17 protein-coding genes and 1 other annotated feature are annotated in these 18,443 nt (G+C 41.7%); of the genes, 16 read left to right on the forward strand and 1 reads right to left on the reverse strand.

Translation table 11 applies throughout. From position 1 onward, the window contains the following. The first annotated feature begins 17 nt into the window (after nt 1–17). From hemC to spoVID, 5 genes are all read left to right on the forward strand, one after another. Nucleotides 18–947, forward strand: a complete 930-nt coding sequence (gene hemC / locus B7E06_RS09175; protein WP_082233689.1) for a hydroxymethylbilane synthase — start codon at nt 18–20, stop codon at nt 945–947. After that, nucleotides 947–1,720, forward strand: coding sequence for a uroporphyrinogen-III synthase (locus B7E06_RS09180; RefSeq protein ID WP_082233690.1), 774 nt, complete (start codon nt 947–949; stop codon nt 1,718–1,720). The genes hemC and B7E06_RS09180 overlap by 1 nt, the downstream gene beginning before the upstream one ends. Further along, the gene (gene hemB / locus B7E06_RS09185; RefSeq protein WP_082233691.1) at nt 1,707–2,687 is read left to right on the forward strand and encodes a porphobilinogen synthase; all 981 of its coding nucleotides are present in this window, start codon (nt 1,707–1,709) and stop codon (nt 2,685–2,687) included. The genes B7E06_RS09180 and hemB overlap by 14 nt, the downstream gene beginning before the upstream one ends. A gap of 29 nt (nt 2,688–2,716) precedes the next feature. Then, entirely contained in the window at nt 2,717–4,000 is a 1,284-nt protein-coding gene (hemL, locus tag B7E06_RS09190) for a glutamate-1-semialdehyde 2,1-aminomutase (RefSeq protein ID WP_082233692.1), read from the forward strand. A gap of 157 nt (nt 4,001–4,157) precedes the next feature. Further along, complete coding sequence (spoVID, locus tag B7E06_RS09195; RefSeq protein ID WP_082233693.1) at nt 4,158–5,114, forward strand: stage VI sporulation protein D; 957 nt, start codon at nt 4,158–4,160, stop codon at nt 5,112–5,114. On the opposite strand, the gene B7E06_RS09200 is transcribed toward spoVID, so the two are convergent. Then, nucleotides 5,111–5,299 (reverse strand): hypothetical protein, encoded by a 189-nt coding sequence (locus tag B7E06_RS09200; protein WP_082233694.1) that lies wholly within the window; start codon nt 5,297–5,299, stop codon nt 5,111–5,113. The two genes, spoVID and B7E06_RS09200, sit on opposite strands and share 4 nt — an antisense overlap. 87 nt (nt 5,300–5,386) lie before the next feature. After that, nucleotides 5,387–5,611, forward strand: a binding site (T-box leader). Nucleotides 5,612–5,664: 53 nt separating this feature from the next. Here B7E06_RS09200 and B7E06_RS09205 point away from each other — a divergent pair. The 11 genes from B7E06_RS09205 to minD all read left to right on the forward strand — a co-directional run bounded on the left by B7E06_RS09205 (nt 5,665) and on the right by minD (nt 18,301). Continuing rightward, entirely contained in the window at nt 5,665–8,307 is a 2,643-nt protein-coding gene (locus B7E06_RS09205; RefSeq protein ID WP_082233695.1) for a valine--tRNA ligase, read from the forward strand. A gap of 68 nt (nt 8,308–8,375) precedes the next feature. Next, entirely contained in the window at nt 8,376–9,656 is a 1,281-nt protein-coding gene (locus B7E06_RS09210; protein WP_082233696.1) for a bifunctional folylpolyglutamate synthase/dihydrofolate synthase, read from the forward strand. A gap of 73 nt (nt 9,657–9,729) precedes the next feature. Further along, nucleotides 9,730–11,451 (forward strand): sensor domain-containing diguanylate cyclase, encoded by a 1,722-nt coding sequence (locus B7E06_RS09215; RefSeq protein ID WP_082233697.1) that lies wholly within the window; start codon nt 9,730–9,732, stop codon nt 11,449–11,451. A gap of 65 nt (nt 11,452–11,516) precedes the next feature. After that, a complete protein-coding gene (locus B7E06_RS09220) occupies nt 11,517–12,266 on the forward strand; it encodes a prepilin peptidase (RefSeq protein WP_082233698.1) in 750 nt (249 codons plus the stop codon). Nucleotides 12,267–12,473: 207 nt separating this feature from the next. Then, nucleotides 12,474–13,301 carry a hypothetical protein gene (locus B7E06_RS09225; RefSeq protein WP_082233699.1) on the forward strand — a complete coding sequence of 276 codons (828 nt, stop codon included), beginning with the start codon at nt 12,474–12,476 and terminating at the stop codon, nt 13,299–13,301. A gap of 196 nt (nt 13,302–13,497) precedes the next feature. Next, nucleotides 13,498–14,169 carry a RadC family protein gene (gene radC / locus B7E06_RS09230; protein WP_082235967.1) on the forward strand — a complete coding sequence of 224 codons (672 nt, stop codon included), beginning with the start codon at nt 13,498–13,500 and terminating at the stop codon, nt 14,167–14,169. A gap of 151 nt (nt 14,170–14,320) precedes the next feature. Beyond that, nucleotides 14,321–15,373 carry a rod shape-determining protein gene (locus tag B7E06_RS09235; RefSeq protein ID WP_082233700.1) on the forward strand — a complete coding sequence of 351 codons (1,053 nt, stop codon included), beginning with the start codon at nt 14,321–14,323 and terminating at the stop codon, nt 15,371–15,373. Nucleotides 15,374–15,384: 11 nt separating this feature from the next. Then, complete coding sequence (gene mreC / locus B7E06_RS09240; RefSeq protein WP_082233701.1) at nt 15,385–16,260, forward strand: rod shape-determining protein MreC; 876 nt, start codon at nt 15,385–15,387, stop codon at nt 16,258–16,260. After that, nucleotides 16,257–16,784, forward strand: coding sequence for a rod shape-determining protein MreD (gene mreD / locus B7E06_RS09245; RefSeq protein ID WP_082233702.1), 528 nt, complete (start codon nt 16,257–16,259; stop codon nt 16,782–16,784). The genes mreC and mreD overlap by 4 nt, the downstream gene beginning before the upstream one ends. A 34-nt stretch (nt 16,785–16,818) precedes the next feature. Further along, on the forward strand, nt 16,819–17,511 hold the full coding sequence (minC, locus tag B7E06_RS09250) for a septum site-determining protein MinC (protein WP_082233703.1): 693 nt from the start codon (nt 16,819–16,821) through the stop codon (nt 17,509–17,511). Then, complete coding sequence (minD, locus tag B7E06_RS09255; protein ID WP_082233704.1) at nt 17,504–18,301, forward strand: septum site-determining protein MinD; 798 nt, start codon at nt 17,504–17,506, stop codon at nt 18,299–18,301. Before minC ends, minD begins: the two co-directional genes overlap by 8 nt. Nucleotides 18,302–18,443: the final 142 nt, after the last annotated feature.

Genomic DNA, 18,443 nt, shown 5'->3' on the forward strand with positions numbered 1-18,443 from the left:
CTTAAGGAGGATATCGTATGCGAAAAATTATTATAGGATCCCGAAAAAGTAATCTCGCTATCACACAAACAGAATGGGTGATAAAGCGTTTAAAGGAAATAGATCCTTCTTATGAGTTTGAAATCAAAAGAATCTCGACTAAGGGTGACAAGATATTAGACGTCACTCTTTCAAAAGTTGGTGGAAAAGGCTTATTTATAAAGGAAATTGAACAGTCAATGTACGATAAGGAAATTGATATGGCTGTTCACAGTATGAAGGATGTACCTGCTGCTGTGGCTGAGGGATTAACAATTGCTTCTATCCCTGAGCGGGAGGATCACCGTGATGCTTTCGTTTCAAATGGCAATGTATTGTTAAAGGACTTAAAAGAAGGGGCAATTGTGGGAACGAGCAGTCTTCGCCGCGGCTCCCAGCTAAAAGCCTACCGACCGGATTTAGAAATACGCTGGATTCGCGGAAATATTGATACACGTCTCCAAAAGCTTAAAGAAGAAGATTTTGATGCGATTATATTAGCGGCAGCCGGTTTAAAGAGAATGGGCTGGGATGACGATGTAGTAACAGAGTATCTTGAACCTGACGTATGTGTACCGGCTGTTGGCCAAGGTGCGCTTGCTTTGGAGTGTCGTGAAGATGACCATGAGCTAATCAAACTGTTAAAGGAAATCAATGATGAATATACAGAAAGAACGGTAACTGCTGAGCGTAAGTTCCTTCATGATTTAAATGGCGGCTGCCAGGTCCCTATCGGTGCCTATGCTTTCATAAAAGATGGGCAAATTACACTGACAGCACTAGTAGGAAAGCCAGACGGTGAAACTATTCTTCATGAAACGGTTACGGGAGAAGATCCGGTGGCTGTCGGAAAGGAAGCCGCTGATCGGCTGAAAGCACAGGGAGCGGTAGACATCGTTGAGAAAGCAAGAGAGGAGTATGGAGATTGATGAGCAGGCCGCTTGCGGGGAAAAAAATACTCGTGACGCGTGCACATCCTCAAGGCGAGGGTTTTGTTCTTAAGCTGAAAGGTTTAGGGGCAGAGCCTCTTCATATACCTCTTATTAAGTTTCAGCGGTGCTGGACTGATAAAACTGAAGATATACTAACAAACCTTCACGACTATAGCTGGGTTTTTATAACGAGCTTCAATGGCGTGAAGTTTTTTTTCGAGTGGCTTGAAGAGTTTAAAGTCCAGCTCCCATCCTGTTTGAAGTGGGCGGCGGTTGGTTCAAAAACTGAAAAGGCTCTTCATGAATACGATGTCCAGGCCTCTTTCGTGCCTGAAAGCTACCACGCTCAAGCGATGCAGGCAGAATTTTTATCAAAAAATAGAAACCCAGGGAAAGTTCTGTTCGTTCGTGGCAACCTATCGAAAAACGTTCTTCCTGAAGCTTTTAGCCACCAGGGTATTCCTTTTGATTCTCTAACCGTGTATGATACCCTACTAGTAAAAGAAGTTAAGAATTTAGGGGAAATGCTGCCCGAAATGGACGCGCTGACTTTTACTAGCCCATCGACTGTAAAAGCTTTTATTGAGGCAGTCGACGTTAAATCGGCTCGGTATGTTCCCTGCTTCTGTATTGGATCATCAACTGCTAAAGCTGCAGAAGCGGCAGGTTTTCAATCAATTTACGTTCCTCATGAATTTACTGTTGATGGAATGATTGAAATAATAATCGACTACTTCCAGAAAGAAGGAAAATTACATGAAAGACCTTGAATTTAAAAGACACCGCAGACTGAGAAGAACAGAATCCATGCGTGCCCTTGTCAGTGAAACTCATTTGAGAAAAGAAGACTTGATTTACCCGATCTTTGTGTTAGAAGGGGAAAATATTAAAAACCCGGTAGCTTCTATGCCTGGTGTCCATCAAGTATCTCTTGACAATCTTTCAGAAGAGATGAACGAGCTTGAAGAGCTGGGGGTTCGTTCTGTGATTGTATTTGGTGTGCCAAATGAAAAAGATGAAATCGGATCACAAGCCTACCAGGAAGAAGGCATTGTTCAGAGAGCTATCCGCCATATTAAAGAGGCCCATTCAAGCTTAACAGTAGTTGCAGATACTTGTCTGTGTCAATATACAGACCATGGGCACTGTGGTGTTGTACGGAATGGAGAGATTGTGAACGATGAATCTCTTGAACTTATTACAAAGACAGCCGTCAGTCAGGCGGAGGCCGGGGCAGACATTATTGCACCTTCAAATATGATGGATGGATTTGTTGCAGCCATCCGACATGGTTTAGATGAAGCAGGCTATAGTGATATTCCGATTATGTCCTATGCTGTTAAGTACGCTTCTGCCTTCTATGGTCCATTTCGTGACGCGGCTCACAGCTCTCCACAGTTTGGTGACAGAAGGGCCTATCAAATGGACCCGGCCAATCGCTTAGAAGCAATACGTGAAGCACAGTCTGACGTGGAAGAGGGAGCAGATTTTCTAATTGTAAAGCCTGCTTTATCTTATCTTGATGTTATGCGTGAAGTAAAAGACCGTTTTCCTCTGCCCTTAGTGGCTTATAATGTAAGCGGCGAATACTCCATGATTAAAGCGGCAGCAGCCAATGGATGGGTGAACGAAGAAGAAATCGTAATGGAAAAGCTGACATCTATGAAACGTGCAGGAGCAGACTTAATAATTACTTACTTTGCAAAAGATGCTGCAAGATATATTGACAAGCAATAAAGCTGGACAGGAAAGGGTGTAGCGATTTTATGAAAAAGTTCGATCGTTCAATTGATGCTTATAAGAAAGCCGTAAATTACATGCCGGGAGGGGTTAATTCTCCGGTAAGAGCCTTTAAATCAGTAAAAATGGATCCTATTTTTATGGAAAGAGGAAAAGGTTCTAAAATATATGATATTGATGGAAATGAGTACATTGATTATGTGCTGAGCTGGGGACCATTAATTCTGGGCCATGCAGATGATCGTGTCGTGGAGGCTTTGAAGAAAACGACGGAATCCGGAACAAGCTTTGGCGCCCCAACTGAAATTGAAAATGAATTAGCTGAACTCGTCATTGATCGTGTCCCTTCAATTGAAATGCTTCGCATGGTTAACTCCGGTACTGAAGCGACCATGAGTGCACTTAGGGTGGCCAGAGGGTATACAGGTCGTGACAAGATTCTTAAATTTGAAGGCAACTATCATGGACACGGCGACTCCCTGCTTATTAAAGCAGGGTCCGGCGTGGCAACGCTTGGACTTCCTGATTCGCCAGGAGTTCCTGAATCGATTGCGAAAAACACGATTACTGTCCCTTATAACGATATTGAAAGTGTACGTTATGTATTTGAAAACTATGGTGATGACCTTGCTGCGGTAATTATTGAGCCTGTATCAGGCAATATGGGAGTGGTACCGCCTGAGGAACAATTTCTTCAGGACCTTCGCCAAATTACGAAGGATAATGGAACAGTGTTGATCTTTGATGAGGTTATGACAGGTTTCCGTGTAGGTTACAACAGTGCGCAAGGCCATTTTGGCGTTACGCCTGATATGACGTGCCTCGGCAAAGTGATCGGCGGCGGGCTTCCCGTAGGAGCTTATGGAGGAAAAAAAGAAATTATGGAACGCGTCGCACCTGTGGGTGACATTTATCAGGCGGGTACTTTATCCGGAAATCCTTTGGCTATGACTGCGGGATATGAAACCCTGAAAGCGATGGATGAAGAAGCTTATGAACAAATAAATAAAAAAGTTGATCGTTTGATTCAAGGTTATAAGAGAGCGGCTGAGAAATATAATATTCCGTTAATGGTGAACCGAGCGGGTTCGATGGTGGGGGTATTCTTTACTGACCAGCCTGTGAGCAACTTTGAAACAGCGAATGCGTCTGACTTAGAAAGATTTGCGGCCTATTACCAAGGGATGATCCAAGAAGGTATTTTCCTGCCGCCGTCCCAATTCGAAGGGATTTTCTTATCTGCCTCCCATACGGATGAAGATATTGAAGCAACCATCGAAGCTGTGGAAAAAGTATTTCAAAATCTTTAACAGTTAAAAGCTGCCGGATAACCGGCAGCTTTCTTTATGTTCACTTATTTAGAGCAGAAATCTACTTTTCTTTCTCTATTCAATGTATAACAAAACATCTATTGCATAGAGTGTAATAGATGTCTTTTTAGTGTATGAATAGGGAGGAGACATAAACATGGAAAGAAATCAGGATTTTTCATTTTTTTTAGATGAATCTTTATGGTTTAAGGAAGGACAGGGAGTTAATGAGCTGCTTGGGATTTCTTTGGAGCCGCAAGTATCGATATCAGATTTAGGAGAAGATGTTCGTTTGCATGGTTTTGTAGAGCTTTCTGGAGAATACCTTGCAAAAGAGCAGGAAGAAGGGATTTACAGAGAAGACGATGTCCGCCAATCTGGGAGAGTCATTCAAAGGGTGGATAAGTCCGCAGAAGGTGTTTCGGAATTCTTTCATCAGTTCCCGGTTGAAATTACGGTTTCTAAAGATCGTGTAGCTGACTTGGAAGACGTTATTATTAATATTGAAAGTTTTGATTATGAAATTCCTGAGTCAAATCAGCTTCGTCTTCACGCTGAACTTGTAATGAATGGTATATTTCAAGAGCAGCCTTCCAATCAACGAGAAGGAATAGAGCATGATGAAGTCGTAACTTTAGGACCTGTCCTTTATAAAGAGGAGGAAGTTCGTTCACAGGAAAAGGCAGAAGATGAAGAAAGCGGCCGAAAAGAAACATATCAAACTTTTTCGGAATTCTTTCAGATGAGCGAACCGGCAGAAACAGAAGTGGAAGAAAAACCAGAAGTGCAAGAGGAAGAGGTAGAAGAAGAATCTGAATCTGAATCACCAAAGGAAAACAAAGCGAAAATGGCTGGAATAGGTGATGAAGAAGAAAACGAAGAAGTGGAAGAGGAAGAATCACCACCGTCCGTTAATGGATTTAAACAGATTTTTCAACACCTATTCCCTAACAGGGATGAGACTTATGCTCAAATGAAAATGTATATCGTTCAGGAAGATGAAACAATCGAAATGATCGCCAAGCGATATGAAGTGCCTGTTAAACAGCTGGAAAAGGTAAATAAAATGGAAGAAGAAGTAACCGCGGGGCAAGTTGTCTATATCCCTTGTTAGATCCATTTATACTTGAAGGCAAGCCATATACCGATCCATATTCCTAGAAGAAAAACATCCAGTGACGTCGGAAAAAATAAGGTACGAAACAGCTGATAAATTAATATAGGCAAACAGGCAATTTCAAACACATAGATAACCTGCCGGCACCATGACGGAAGACGGTAACGGTAGAAACGGCTCATTTACAACACCTGACCTTCCTCATTTTTTAAAAAGAGTTGACTAAAACGGCGAATTCTATATACAATATGTATATTAACAACTATATGTGAAATGCCGTGAATGGGAAGAGTACATTCTCCGTTCCTTCAGAGAGGAAAACAAATGCTGAGAGTTTTCCAGGAATACAGGTGGATGGAAGGTCGCCCGGGATGCAGTTTCTTTGAAAAATGAGTAAAAGAAGCCGGTTAAAAGCCGTTATTCATGATGAGTGTACAGATTTATTCTGTAAACAAAGGTGGTACCACGGAAAAGCAAACCTTTTCGTCCTTTATAGGATGAAAGGGTTTTTTTATTTTCACAGAGAATGTGAAGGAGGAAAACGTTAATGGAAGATAATAATTTATCAATGCCGACTAAATATGATCCAACGGCAATTGAAAAAGACCGTTATCAATATTGGGTGGAGGGCAAATTTTTTGAAGCTGCTGGCGATCAAAATAAAGAGCCTTATACAGTAGTAATCCCGCCGCCGAACGTAACAGGGAAGCTTCACTTAGGGCATGCTTGGGATACTACCCTTCAGGACATCTTGACTCGTGTGAAGCGTATGCAGGGGTATGATGTTCTGTGGCTTCCTGGAATGGACCATGCGGGTATCGCTACACAGGCAAAAGTAGAAGCTAAACTGAAAGAGCAGGGACAGTCACGCTATGATCTTGGCCGTGAAGCCTTCCTGGAAAAGTCATGGGAATGGAAGAAGGAATATGCTCAGTTTATCCGTACCCAGTGGGAAAAACTCGGCCTTGGCCTGGATTATTCACGTGAACGCTTTACTCTTGATAAAGGGCTGTCAGAAGCGGTTAAGGAAGTTTTTGTTAAGCTTTATGAAAAAGGATGGATCTATCGCGGAGAATACATTATTAACTGGGACCCTTCCACAAAAACGGCTTTATCTGATATCGAAGTGGAGTATAAAGATGTACAGGGCGCATTTTACCATATGCGTTATCCGTTGAAAGACGAAGATGGCTATATTGAAATCGCAACAACTCGTCCCGAAACCATGCTTGGAGATACAGCTGTAGCTGTCCACCCAAAGGACGAACGTTATAAAGATTTAATTGGAAAAAAAGTTATTCTGCCAATTGTCGGACGTGAAATTGAAATCGTTGCTGACGATTACGTGGATATGGAATTCGGGTCCGGAGCTGTTAAGATTACGCCAGCTCACGATCCAAATGATTTTGAAATTGGAAACCGTCACAAATTAGAGCGTGTTCTCGTTATGAATGAAGACGGGTCAATGAATGAAAATGCCGGAAAATACAAAGGTATGGACCGATTTGAATGCCGAAAGCAGCTTGTAAAGGATCTTCAAGAGAGCGGAGTGCTGTTTGAAATCGAAGAACATCTGCACTCTGTTGGTCATTCAGAACGAAGTGGAGCTGTTGTGGAGCCATATTTATCTACACAATGGTTCGTAAATATGGAGCCTCTTGCTAAAGAAGCGATTAATTTACAATCGACTGATGACAAAGTAAGCTTTGTGCCTGATCGTTTTGAGAAAACATATTTAAATTGGATGGGAAATATCCGTGACTGGTGTATCTCTCGTCAGCTTTGGTGGGGACATCGTATCCCGGCCTGGTACCATAAAGAAACGGGAGAAATATATGTAGGAAAAGAAGACCCTGCAGATGCTGAAAATTGGGAGCAGGATGAAGATGTGTTAGATACCTGGTTCTCTTCTGCTTTGTGGCCGTTCTCTACTATGGGATGGCCTGATGAAAACAATGAGGATTTCAAACGCTATTTTCCTACCAATGTGTTAGTAACTGGATATGATATTATTTTCTTCTGGGTCAGCCGGATGATTTTTCAGTCCATTGAGTTTACAGAACGCCGTCCATTTGAAGATGTATTAATCCACGGACTAGTACGCGATGCTGAAGGAAGAAAAATGAGTAAATCTCTCGGCAACGGTGTTGATCCTATGGATGTGATCGAGAAGTATGGTGCTGATTCATTACGCTACTTCCTTTCTACCGGTTCTTCTCCAGGCCAGGACCTGCGTTTCCAATGGGAAAAAGTTGAATCTACATGGAATTTTGCCAATAAGATTTGGAATGCTTCCCGTTTCGCTTTAATGAACATGGGTGACTTAAAGTATGAAGATATTGATTTATCTGGTGAAAAATCTGTTGCGGACGAATGGATTTTGACACGTCTGAACGAAACTATTGAACAGGTTACAAAAAATATCGACCGTTATGAATTCGGAGAAGCGGGTCGTCATCTCTATAACTTTATTTGGGATGAGTTCTGTGATTGGTATATTGAAATGGCTAAACTTCCGCTGTATGGTGAAGATGAAGAACGTATTCTAACGACACGCTCTATTTTGGCCTATACACTTGATCAGATTATGAGAATGCTTCATCCGTTTATGCCGTTTATTACAGAAGAAATCTGGCAGCACCTGCCGCATGAAGGCGAGTCCATCACACAGGCTTCCTGGCCGCAGGTAAGAGCAGACCTTCATAATGAGCAGGCAGTAACGGAAATGCAGCGTCTTGTTTCCATTATTCGCTCCGTTAGAAATATTCGAGCTGAGGTGGATACACCGATGTCTAAGGAGATCCAGCTGCTTATTCAAGCGAAGGATGATCAGGTTGTAGCAGAGCTAGAGAATAACCGGAGTTATCTGGAACGTTTTTGTAACCCTAGTGAATTAGAGATTTCCACACAGGTGAAAGCACCTGAAAAAGCAATGTCTGCTGTAGTAACGGGAGCAGAGCTGTTCCTGCCTCTAGCCGGATTGATTAATATTGATGATGAAATCCAGCGTCTGGAGAAAGAATGGAAGAGATGGGACAGTGAAGTTATCCGGGTACAGAAGAAGCTTTCAAATGAAGGTTTTGTTAAGAAGGCACCCGAACAGGTAGTGGACGAAGAGCGTAAAAAAGAAAAAGATTATGTAGATAAACGTGAGAAAGTAGAAGCCCGAATTAAAGAACTAAAGGCATAAAAGGAAAACAGAAGGGAGGGTATTCATTTGAATACTCTCCTCTTTTATGAAGTGGGGGGAAGAACAAAATGAATTATGAAGAGGCAATCAACTGGATCCATACGAGAGAAAAATTCAAAATTAAACCAGGGCTGGAACGTATGCAGTGGATGCTTGAGAAACTGGATCATCCTGAAAAAAAACTGCGTGCTGTTCACGTAGCAGGTACCAATGGAAAAGGGTCGACCGTATCTTTTCTCAGAAGCCTGCTTCAGAAACAGGGCTACACAATTGGAACTTTTACTTCACCATATATTATAAAGTTTAATGAGCGGATGAGCATTAATGGGGATCCAATAGCGGATGAAGATCTGGCTGATCTGGCTAAAAGAATAAAGCCGCTGGTCGACGAGCTTAAAGGTTCTGCCATAGGAGAACCCACAGAATTCGAGACCATTACAGTGATGGCTTTTGTTTATTTTTCTGAAAAAGATGTCGATTTTACGATAGTGGAGACAGGGCTTGGTGGAAGGTATGATTCTACTAATGTCATAACTCCGCTTATTTCTGTTATTACGAATATCGGAAAAGATCATATGGCTATTCTCGGAAACACTTATGAGAAGATTGCTAAAGAAAAGGCTGGTATCATAAAGACTGGAGTTCCTGTTGTAACGGCAGTCTCCCAGCTGGAAGCTTTATCCGTTATTAAAGAAGAAGCTTGTATTAAAAACTCGCCTTTATTTGAGTACCAAAGAGATTTTACAGCACAGCATATATCAGCTGAAGAGCGGGGGGAAGCATTCAAATTTGAAATGGCAGATTATACTTCTCCACTATTGGTTTCCTCTCTTATGGGAAGCCACCAGGTAAGCAATGCTTCATTAGCTTTGGCTGCTGTAGAACTATTAAGGAAGATGGGATTCTTAATTCAGCAAAGCTTTTACCCGGAAGCGATCATGTCAACGTATTGGCCAGCCAGATTTGAGATGGTAAACGAATCGCCTCTTGTTATTATTGATGGTGCTCATAATGAAGAAGGGATGGCATCACTGGCCGATACCCTGAGGCAGCGCTATAGTGAAAAGACGATTTATTTAATCTATGCCGCTATAAACGATAAGCCAGTCTATAAAATGCTCAATCAGCTCAAACCTCTCGTAAATGAAGTCTGGGTTACTGAATTTGACTTCCCTAAAGCGTTCCAGGCTAAGGAGCTTGCTGAAAAGTCACCTATTGTTCCCACATATGTAGAAAATGATTACAAAAAAGCTGTTGAAATGCTTCTGGGTAAGTTGACAGAAAAAGATGTATTAGTTATTTCTGGTTCGCTCTACTTTATTTCGGAAGTAAGGAAAATTTTTGAATAACAATATGGGCTATGGTAATATATAAATAGTTTGAATTTTCTATTAAATGGATGGGGGAAGGAGGAGAGCTTGATTGGTCTCCCGGTGGAAGAAGCTGGCCGTTTATGGAATATGGGCTGCCGTCTGGCCTGTATCCGTCTATTTAATTTATTTACACTCTCCTTTCTCTATTTTTGACTATAAAACTGATATTCTTTTGTTCATTATCTTAGCTTCGATCGTGGCTTTATTTCCTCTCTTGATGGGTGAACACCCGGTATTTTTAACAAATGGGATCAGTTTTACTGTCTTTTTGTACTTTGGATTATTAGTTGAAATCCTTGTCATTCAGATAGCCCTCCTCTTCTTATTAGCGAAGATCGGGATAGGGAAGAAAGAGTTTTTTCGTGTCCCTTTAAACATGTTAATGTTTCTAGGGATTTCTGTAATTGCTGCCGCCATTTATTATCTTTTAGGAGGGGACCATGGTGGCCGTGCTTTAAATGAGGCCAGTGATGTATTTCCTGTATCTGCCTATCTGCTGACCCAGATTATTGCAAACCATATTTTGCTTCTTTTTATTAGAAGATACCTTTATGGAAAAAAGCAGCGGCTTTCTGATCAGGGAATAAAGTGGGAATTTGTAACGACTCTGCTGATTGCTCCTGTAGGGATAATTCTATATTTCTTTTATAAAGAAACAGGTCCCCAGGCGGTTTACTTAGTAGGACTGCCATTTTTGATGATATCGTTTATGCTGCGGCAGTTCCATAAAACTAGTGAATTAAATAATTACTTGAGGAAGACCGGTGATATTGGACATGAACTCACTGGAAGCCTCAGTGTAACTGAAGTACTCGATGTATTTGTGAAAAGAGTGACCAGGCTTTTGCCGATGGATTACATGTATGTGTATGACGTAAACGAAAAACAAATGGTGAAGCTGATTCGGTCTTATGGTCATAATAATTTAATCCAGCCGAAATTTTATAAGACAATGGAAAAGTTAAGTGAAGATACTTTGCGAAAAGGAATGGGGAAGCATTACCACCATCATAAAGAGTGGAAGCATCTTGCCGATGATTTAACGCCTCACGATGCAGAAAGTGTTATTTCTCTCCCCGTGTTAAGAAGAGATTCCATCGTAGGGATTATTACGGTATATGCTACTAAGCCTAAAATTTTTTTTAAATACCAGTATATGATTTTAAATATACTGGGCAGCTACCTGGCTGTAGCGGTTGATAATGCTCGCCATTACGAAAAAACAAAGGATGAAAGCGAACGCTGTCCTTTAACATCGCTATATAATTATCGATACTTTGATAAATATTTAAGAGACTTAGCCCAGAAAGATGAAACCCAGTCGGTATCCCAAATTTTACTGGATATAGATTATTTTAAGTCTGTAAATGACTATTACGGCCATAAAACTGGCAATGAGGTTCTCTGTGAGCTTGCCGCACGTATTGAGACTATATTGAATGACCGTGGGATTGCTGCTCGGCTTGGAGGAGAAGAGTTTACCATCCTTCTGCCTGGAATGGGAAGTAAGGAAGCACTGATTGTCGCCGAAGAGATTAAATCAGCGATTAGTCTGTTACCTTTTACTACCTGGCAGCATATACAAAATGATACTCAGCCTAAACACATAAATATCACGGTAAGCATTGGTGTTGCTTCCTACCCTGAGCATTGTAATAACCTGCTTGAACTTACCCGTCATGCTGACAGGGCGATGTATGTTGGAGCTAAACAGCAGGGCCGTGACAAAATCGCCAGCTATGATACATTGGCACGCACTCCTCAGCGATAAGCAGTGTGTGCTTTCCTCCTCTTTTCTTATTACCCCCTAAAAAAACCCTCAGGAGTGATATACAAGTGTTATCTATCTATTTCTTTTTGCTCGGGATGACCCTCGGCTCTTTTTATAACGTTATCGGCCTTCGGCTTCCTAAGCGGATATCCTTTACTCGAAACAGATCGTTTTGTCCCCATTGCAGGAATCAGCTTGAATGGCATGAATTAATACCTGTCTTTTCTTTTCTTCTGCAAAAAGGATCGTGCCGACACTGCAACAAGCGTATCTCCATTCTTTATCCCCTCATGGAAATCCTCAGCGGTTCCGCTTTCCTTCTCTTTTATATAGCTATCGACTCCCATATAAAACTTCTTCCAGCGCTCCTGCTCTATACCCTATTCCATATCCTCATTGTCAGCGATTTGATGTACCAGGTCATTCCAAATACCGTACTGTTATTTTTTTTCAGCATTTTCTTTTTGTTTCGGCTCATATATCCACTAGATCCATGGTGGCATAGTGCGGCAGGTGCTCTAATCGGACTGGTGGGAACTGCAGCTATCATAATCTGCAGCCGTGGAGGTATGGGGGGAGGAGATATGAAGCTCCTGGGGCTTATTGGTTTTATTCTCGGACCTTCACTTCTTCTCGTAGCTTTTTTGACAGCTGTACTGACAGCTTTCATATTAAGTGTCTTCCTGCTGGCCTTTGCAAAGAAAAACCTTAAGAGTAAAATACCATTTGCTCCTTTTTTGTCGATTGGAGGGATGACGGCATTTATGTACGGAGAGGCCCTTATTCAGTGGTACCTTCTATACTTTCTCTCATAAAAAAATCATATATTTGATGGCACAAGAGTATAAATATAAAGAATCACCAGATTAGTGAGGGTTTCATAACCTCACTAATTTTATTACTGAAAGAAAGAGACACACTTCCCAAGCAGTTTGAAGATTGTCGAAGCCTCATGACAAAAACTAACGTGTTTTTTAAGAGGGCTGTGATAGATTTGGAAAAAAGAAGAGGAGTGAAACCTTGTGGGTGAAAGAAACAAAATTATTATTTCCTATAAAAACAAAGAGACCAATTCGGAAATCATCCAAGCAAAGGAAGAACATGCCGCTGCCCAAGTGAAAAGTATTGAGGACTATCACAAAACGAAAATTCAAAAAAAACCGGCGGCAGCCACTATTCGCAGAAACATTGCTCCTTCTTCCCTAAAGCATGTGACACTATCCATTTTTACCGCTTTGGCAGTAAGTCTTGTGCTGGGATTTATTTTGTTAAAAGTTTTTGTAGCAGCTACTGATGGGGGAGCGATCGCCCAGTCTCAAATGACACAGGGTGCGCCCTCAGCTTCTGAGCAAGGCCAACCAGCGTCGCTGGAAATTCCGGATCTCTCCGTGAACGTCATCCAAAGCGGAGTTTTCTCAACAGAAGAAAAGGCGCAGGAATGGAAGGAAAACTTAGCAGAACAGTCTATTCCTTCTCTTATCTGGGAAAAAGACGGGCAGTTTTTTCTCTTGTCTGGAAGCGAAGATCTCTCTTCAGGAATCAATGAAGTGTCAGAAGGATATTCGGCTAAGGACATTCCTGTTTATAAGAAAGAATGGACAATATCAGGTGGAAAGGCTGGTGTATCAAAAGACCAGTCGCAAGTTGTACAGACAATTATAGGCCATTTAGAAGCGAGAACCCTTCACTCAGTCCCGCAAGGGGAGCGGGCAAAACTGCTGCAAGCCTATGAACAAAGTAAAGATCCTGCACCCGGATTTTTAGAAGCTTTAAAAGAATGGAACAGCGGGGAGAATAATGGTATAAGCTGGCTGTCATTCGCAAAGGCCATAAATTCGATGAAGAATTAATGTTTAAAATTTTTGCTGTGTTTTTAGTGGGGAAAGTAAGTTTTGGCTTATATAAATCTTAAACTTGTTCCTTTATTCATTAATTTCTTTTCATAATTACTGACTAAACTAAATCCTTCTCTTTTTATAAAATAAAGGCACCCCTTATTGAGGGAACGGAAAAGAGAGGATGAATGTTTAATTGACAAACTCTTTAATGATTCGGGATATACCTAAAGAAGATCGTCCCAGGGAGAGATGTCTCAAATATGGACCAGCCAACCTGTCCCACCAGGAACTGCTGGCCATTCTGCTTGGCAGCGGATCAAGACAGGAATCCGTCACAGAACTTGCCAAAAGGATACTCGTACATTTTGAAGGAATTGATTTGCTTAAAGGGGCAACGATAGAAGAGCTTACAGCAATCAAAGGCATTGGAACTGCTAAAGCGGTACAATTGCTGGCCTCCATAGAATTTGGTCAAAGAATTCATCGTACCAAATTGGCTGAGCGCTATGTCATACGAAGTCCTGAAGACGGAGCAGATTACATCATGGAAGAAATGAGAGAACTGAAACAAGAGCATTTTGTCTGTCTGTTTTTAAATACGAAAAATCAGGTCATTCATCGCCAGACTATTTTTATAGGCAGCTTAAATGCATCGATCGTTCATCCGAGAGAGGTTTTCAAGGAAGCAGTCAAACGTTCTGCAGCTTCAATCATTTGCGCACATAACCATCCTTCCGGAGATCCTACCCCTTCTCAAGAGGATATTCAAGTCACAAGAAGATTGAATGAATGTGGAAAAATGATTGGAATCGAGCTGCTGGATCATATAGTTATTGGTGATCGCAAATTTATTTCCTTAAAAGAAAAAGGCTATCTATAACACTATCTATTTTTATTTATTTTTCGTATAATTGAATAGATGTAATAAAGTAGGCGCCATTTATAAGGTTCATTCTTATAAAATGGCGCTCTTCTCGTGGTAGATTAAATAATAAATAGTTATGAAGTGTGTGCCAGAAAGGAAGATATTATTGGGGTTATTTGGTTTTCAACAGGATTTAGGAATCGATTTGGGAACAGCCAATACGTTAGTATTTTTAAAAAATAAAGGAGTTATATTAAGAGAGCCGTCCGTGGTAGCTAAAAACAATCAGACAGGAGAAATTGAAGCGGTAGGGAACGATGCCAGAAACATGCTCGGAAGAACACCGAACTACATATCTGTAATCCGGCCTATGAAAGATGGAGTAATTGCTGACTATGATACGACAGCCCAAATGATGAAGTATTATATTAAGCAGGCTTTAAAAAACCGCTCTTCTTTTGCAAGTAAACCAAACGTAATGGTGTGCGTACCTTCAGGAATCACAATGGTTGAGGAACGCGCTGTTATTGATGCGACAAAGCAGGCGGGCGCAAAGGAAGCTTTTCCGATCGCAGAACCTTTTGCAGCAGCAATTGGAGCAGGTATGCCGGTATGGGACCCTACGGGAAGTATGGTGGTCGACATTGGAGGCGGAACGACTGAGGTTGCGATTATTTCCCTGGGCGGTATCGTTACCAGCCAATCGATTAGAGTAGCTGGTGATGAAATGGACGATGCGATCACTCAGCATGTGCGTAAGAAGTATAACCTGATGATCGGTGAACGTACGGCTGAAGATATTAAAATCGAAATCGGCGGAGCCGGCAATGTTGAAACTGAAAATGAAACTGAAAAGGGAATGGAAATTCGCGGACGTGATCTGCTGACGGGACTTCCTAAGACGATTACCGTACAATCTCAGGAAATTGTTACAGCATTAAAGGATACAGTAGAGGCGATCGTTGAAACCGTAAAAAACACTCTTGAGAAAACACCCCCTGAGTTAGCAGCTGATATTATAGAACGTGGAATCGTATTAACAGGCGGTGGAGCTTTGTTAAAAAACATTGACCGTGTATTAAGTGAAGAAACCAATATGCCAGTATTCATAGCTGATGAACCGTTGGATTGTGTCGCGATTGGAACGGGTAAATCCTTGGAATACATTCACCAGTTCCGCTCACAGCCTAATGTGGCTGCCCGTACTAAAACGGAGTAAGGAGTCTATCTATGCCATCATTGTTTCGCAGAAGAGGACTCATGATTTTATTAATTAGTTTTATAATTTTAGCGGCACTTATAGGCTTTTCTACGAGAGACCGGGATTCTTTGACGGTTCCGGAAAAATTTTTGCAGGATTCCATCGGATGGGTGCAAACGATTTTCCATGCACCATTTCAAGTTGCTGATAATACGTATCAAAACATCCAAAATATGTTGAATGTTTATGAGCAGAATGAAGCTTTAAAAAATCGACTTGATGAATATAAAGGGCTTATCCAGGACAATCAACAGCTCGAAAAGGACAATGCAGAGCTGAGAGCTGCACTGGATAAAGAGGAATCTATGAAGGATTATACTCCTATCCATGCTACGGTCATTGCCAGGAGCTCAGATCGCTGGTTTGAGCAGATGACGATTAACCGGGGAGAAGAACATGGCATCAAAAAAGATATGGCCGTCATTACCAGTGATGGGATGGTTGGGAAAGTACAGTCGGCCGGTGCCTTTCATTCCAATGTTCAGCTGCTGAGTGGTTTTGATGAGTCTAATAAAATTTCATCCTACGTTGTAAGAGAAGGGGAAGATAACGTATTCGGCCTCATCGAAGGATATGACAGTGAAAGCGGTCGTCTGCTGCTTGAGGGAATAAAACTCGGCGAGGAATTGGAAAAAGGAGACGTCGTTATTTCCTCTGGTTTGGGGGGAGTGTTCCCAAGCGATCTAAGAATCGGGACAGTTGACGAAGTTCAAAATGACAGCACAGGCCTAACGAAAACGGCTTACATAAAGCCATTTGCCGACCTGTTTAACATCAACCACGTAATGGTAGTGGATAGAGATATGGATACGGTGAATACGAGCGAGGAAGGCGAAGAACAATGATTCGATTTCTAATTGCTGCAATTTTGCTTGTTCTGCTGGCACTTCAAGGTATGGCAATGAGCCTGCTGCCTTCTTCTATTGTTTATTCAGAGTTACTCGTTACCCCGCATTGGGTACTATGTATGGTTATGCTTGTTGCAATTTTTTTTGATAAGGACAATACGTATTTTTGCGTCTGGTATGGAATTATATTCGGCCTCCTGATTGATGTAGTATACACTGGGGTGCTAGGGGTCTATATGGTGACTTACGCCTTTACAGCCTACGTCGTTCATGGTTTGAAGAAATTTTTTCATGCTAACTTTATTGCTTCCACGTTGCTGGCTATTGCCGGGGTAGCATTTGCGGATACGCTCCTTTATATAATCTATTCTTTTGTAGAAATATCAGCTATGAATTGGGGCCATTATTTAATTTTAAGAATGCTTCCCACTCTACTTGCAAATGTCATCTTTTTTGTTATCTTATACCCATTGGTGAAAAACCGTGTAGAGCGTTGGGGCATCGATTTTGAAAATGCTTAAGCTAATTCATGGGCTAGGTTAGAGGTGAAAGCTTGTGTCAGTTAAAACTCAGCAGATCGTTACAATCAAAGGAACAAGAGACGGCTTAACTCTAAGGTTGAATGACCAATGTTCTTTTCACGATATTCTGAAGGAGCTGGAGGAGAAGTTATCTGTAGGAAGCGGAGACGAAACAGAAGAACCAATGATCCGGGTGAACATTCAGCTTGGAAACCGCTTCTTAACAAGTGACCAACAGGATCAGTTGAAAGAAATCGTGCGGGAACGACAAAAATTAGTAGTGGAACGTATCGATTCCAATGTAATAACTAAAGCTCACGCTTTGGAATGGAAAGAACAAACGGATGTCAAACCGATCGTAAAAACCGTAAGATCAGGCCAGGTGGTTGAAGTGAAAGGGGATTTACTCCTGCTTGGTGATGTAAATCCAGGTGGCCGGGTGACGGCTACAGGAAATATATTTATAATGGGAAAGTTGCAGGGTATTGCTCATGCAGGGAGAAACGGCGATACGGAAACGGTCATCGCTGCTTCTTATATGAAACCAAACCAGCTTCGAATAGCCGACCAGCTGTCTCGTGCACCTGAAGATAGTGAAGAAGGGGTATATAACGAATGCGGCTTTATAGATCAGTCGGAAAGCAAGATCCGTGTAGCTCCATTACAGGAAGTCATGAAGAAAAAACCGGATTTAGTCAGCTATGAAAGGAGAATGCTTAATGGGTGAGGCAATTGTCATTACCTCGGGTAAGGGAGGAGTCGGAAAGACAACTACGTCTGCTAATCTGGGAACTGCTCTAGCCCTGCAAAATAAAAAGGTTTGCCTCGTCGATACGGACATTGGTTTAAGAAACCTTGACGTCATCATGGGACTGGAAAACCGAATCATATATGACATTGTCGATGTCGTTGAGGAGCGCTGTAAAACAAAACAAGCATTAATTACAGATAAAAGATTTGATTGTCTTCATCTGCTCCCGGCTGCACAGACCTCCGATAAAAGTTCTGTTACTCCTGAAGCTGTTAAAGATATTATTGAAGAGCTGAAGCAGGATTATGATTACGTTGTGATTGACTGTCCGGCTGGTATAGAACAGGGATACAAAAATGCTGTGGCAGGGGCTGATAAAGCAATCGTAGTAACCACTCCTGAGAAATCGAGTGTGCGTGACGCAGACAGGATAATCGGCCTTCTTGAACAAGAAGAATTAGAACCTCCTAAGCTTATTATCAATCGTATCAGGCCACATATGTTAAAAGATGGGGCCATGCTGGATGTAGATGAAATCGTCAATATATTATCCATTGATCTCCTCGGAATAGTAACGGATGATGATGCGGTCATTGAAGGCTCAAATAAAGGGGAGCCTGTAGCGCTGACTCCGGATACAAAAGCTTCATTAGCCTACCGAAACATTGCACGGCGAATACTTGGAGAATCAGTTCCTCTGCTTAGTTTAGAGGAAGAACCGGGACTATTAACAAAAGTGAAGCGATTCTTTGGAATGCGCGCTTAAAAAACTATACTCACAGGTAAGCTTTTCAAGCTGGCCTGTGAGTTTTTTAGTGCTCATAGATTTTTCAAACACTGGATGTGGGGCTTGCCCCTTATAAAATACTCCTGTCTCTCTTTATCATATTTAAGGAGAAGTTCCCATA

The organism is Halobacillus massiliensis (assembly GCF_900166625.1).
Classification (GTDB): Bacteria; Bacillota; Bacilli; order Bacillales; family Halobacillaceae; genus Halobacillus_A; species Halobacillus_A massiliensis.